Annotated in this window: 3 protein-coding genes; 2 read left to right on the top strand and 1 reads right to left on the bottom strand. The window is 72.0% G+C overall.

What is annotated here, in order from left to right; all coding sequences use genetic code 11:
• Both VD972_RS04820 and VD972_RS04825 read left to right on the top strand, forming a co-directional pair.
• A partial coding sequence (locus tag VD972_RS04820) for an ATP-binding cassette domain-containing protein (RefSeq protein ID WP_324981449.1) occupies positions 1-556 on the top strand: 556 nt, incomplete at its 5' end.
• Positions 553-2,067, top strand: a complete 1,515-nt coding sequence (locus tag VD972_RS04825) for a glycine betaine ABC transporter substrate-binding protein (RefSeq protein WP_414653985.1) — start codon at positions 553-555, stop codon at positions 2,065-2,067. The genes VD972_RS04820 and VD972_RS04825, both read left to right, overlap by 4 nt.
• Before the next feature lie 8 nt (positions 2,068-2,075).
• Here the strand turns inward: VD972_RS04825 and VD972_RS04830 are convergent.
• Positions 2,076-2,375 (bottom strand): COX15/CtaA family protein (locus VD972_RS04830; protein WP_324981452.1); only part of this gene is annotated, 300 nt, incomplete at its 5' end.

Here is a 2,375-nt window from a genome sequence, read left to right on the forward strand (position 1 = left end):
GCTGCCGTTGGAAGAGGAGGAGGTGCTCGCGGTGCGCCAGCGCATGGGCTATGCGCTCCAGGGTGGCGGCCTCTTCCCGCACCTCACCGCCGCGCAGAACGTGGAGCTCATGGCCCGCTACCTGCGGTGGCCCGAGGAGCGCATCCGCGCCCGGCTGGAGGCGCTCGTGGAGCTGACCCGCTTCCCGAGCGAGGCGCTGGGACGGTTCCCCGGGCAGCTCTCCGGCGGCCAGCGCCAGCGTGTGGGGCTCATGCGCGCGCTGATGCTGGAGCCGGACGTGCTGCTGCTCGACGAGCCGCTGGGGGCCCTGGACGCAATGGTCCGCTCCGAGCTGCAGGTGGATCTGCGCGCCATCTTCGCGCGGCTTGGCAAGACGGTGGTGCTCGTCACCCATGATCTGGGCGAGGCGGCCTTCCTGGGCCAGCACGTCGTGCTGCTGCGCGACGGGGGCGTGGTGCAGCAGGGGACGCTCGCCGAGCTGGAGTCGAACCCAGCCGATCCCTTCGTCACCCGCTTCATCCAGGCACAGCGATTGCCGCTGGAGCCAGGCGCGTGAGGGGCCTGCTCGCGGGTGTGCTGCTGGTGCTGCTGGGCGTTCCGGGCTGTGCTCCCAAGGCGCCGGGCACCACGCCTGAGATGCGCGTGGGCTCCAAGAAGTTCACCGAGTCCGTCATCCTGGGCGAGCTGGTGGCACGGCTGGCGCGGCTCCCCGGGGCGAGCGCGGTGCATCGGCGCGAGCTGGGTGGCACCACCGTGCTCTGGGAGGCCCTGAAGCGCGGTGAGCTGGACATCTATCCCGAGTACACCGGCACCCTGCGCCAGGAGTTGTTCGCCGCGCGGGGCCTGCGCGATGACGCCGCGCTGCGCGAGGCCCTGGCCGCCGAGGGGCTGGGGATGAGCGCCTCGCTCGGCTTCAACGACACCTATGCGCTGGGGATGAAGGAGGCGGAGGCCGAGCGCCTGGGCATCCGGCGCATCTCGGACCTGCGCGCGCACCCCGAGCTGCGGCTCGGCTTCAGCAACGAGTTCATGGACCGCGGCGACGGCTGGCCCTCCCTGAGAGACCGCTACCAGCTCCCCCAGCGGGAGGTGCGCGGGCTGGATCATGATCTCGCCTACCGAGGCCTGGAGAGCGGCGCCCTCCAGGTGACGGACCTGTACTCCACGGACGCGGAGATCGCCGCCTACGGCCTGCGCGTGCTGGAGGACGATCTGAAGCACTTCCCCGCCTACGACGCCGTGCTGCTCTACCGCGAGGACTGGGCGAAGAGGAACCCGCGCGTGCTCGCGGCCGTCCTGCGGCTGGAGGGGCTCATCTCCGAGCCCGAGATGGTCCAGCTCAACGCCCGGGCCCGACTGGAGCGCGTCCCCGAGAGCCAGGTGGCCTCGGAGTTCCTCACGCGCAAGCTGGGCCTCGAGTCGGAGCTGCGATCGGACAGCCTAGCCTCGCGGGTGTGGCACCGGACGCGCGAGCACCTGTTCCTCGTGCTCGTGTCGCTGCTCGCGGCCGTGGCGGTGGCCGTGCCGCTCGGAGTGCTCGCGGCGAAGCGGGCGCGGGTGGGGCAGGGAGTGCTGGGGCTGGCGAGCATCATCCAGACGGTGCCCTCGCTGGCGCTGCTGGTGGTGATGATTCCGCTGCTGGGCATCGGCTCGCGGCCGGCCATCGTGGCGCTGTTCCTCTACAGCCTGCTGCCCATCGTCCGGAACACGGCCGCGGGGCTCACCGGCATCCCGGGCGACATCCGCGAGTCCGCCGAGGCTCTGGGCCTGCCACCGGGTGCACGGCTCTGGCGCATCGAGCTGCCGCTGGCCACGCCCTCCATCCTCGCCGGCATCCAGACAGCCGCCGTCATCAACGTGGGCACCGCGACGCTGGGAGCGCTCATTGGCGCGGGCGGCTACGGGCAGCCCATCCTCACCGGCATCCGGCTGGACGATACGGGGCTCATCCTGGAGGGCGCTGTCCCCGCGGCGCTGCTGGCGCTCGCCGTGAGCGGGCTGTTCGAGCTCCTCGAGCGAGTCGTGGTGCCTCGCGGACTGCGGGTGTCACAGGGGCGTGGGGCATGACAGCCGCCTCACCCGGCGCGTGATCCCGAGGCGGAGGCAGAGTCCACGGGGGTCGATCTCGGCTCGGCCCTGGGCGCGTCCTCCGCGAGCCCCGCCGCGCTCAGCCGCACCAGGGAGATCCACACCAGGTCTGCGAGCAGCAGGTGGATGAGCTGCATCCCCACCGGCGCCAGCAGCACCAGGTTGATGACTCCCACGGCGAGCTGGACCGCGTAGAGGACGCCGAGCAGCATCGCCCCTCGCTTGACCTCCGCCGAAGGCCGCAGCCGGGCGAGGAGAGAGGCCATCACCACCACCAGCGCGCCCAC

It is taken from the genome of Hyalangium sp., assembly GCF_035629615.1.
Classification (GTDB): Bacteria; Myxococcota; Myxococcia; order Myxococcales; family Myxococcaceae; genus Hyalangium.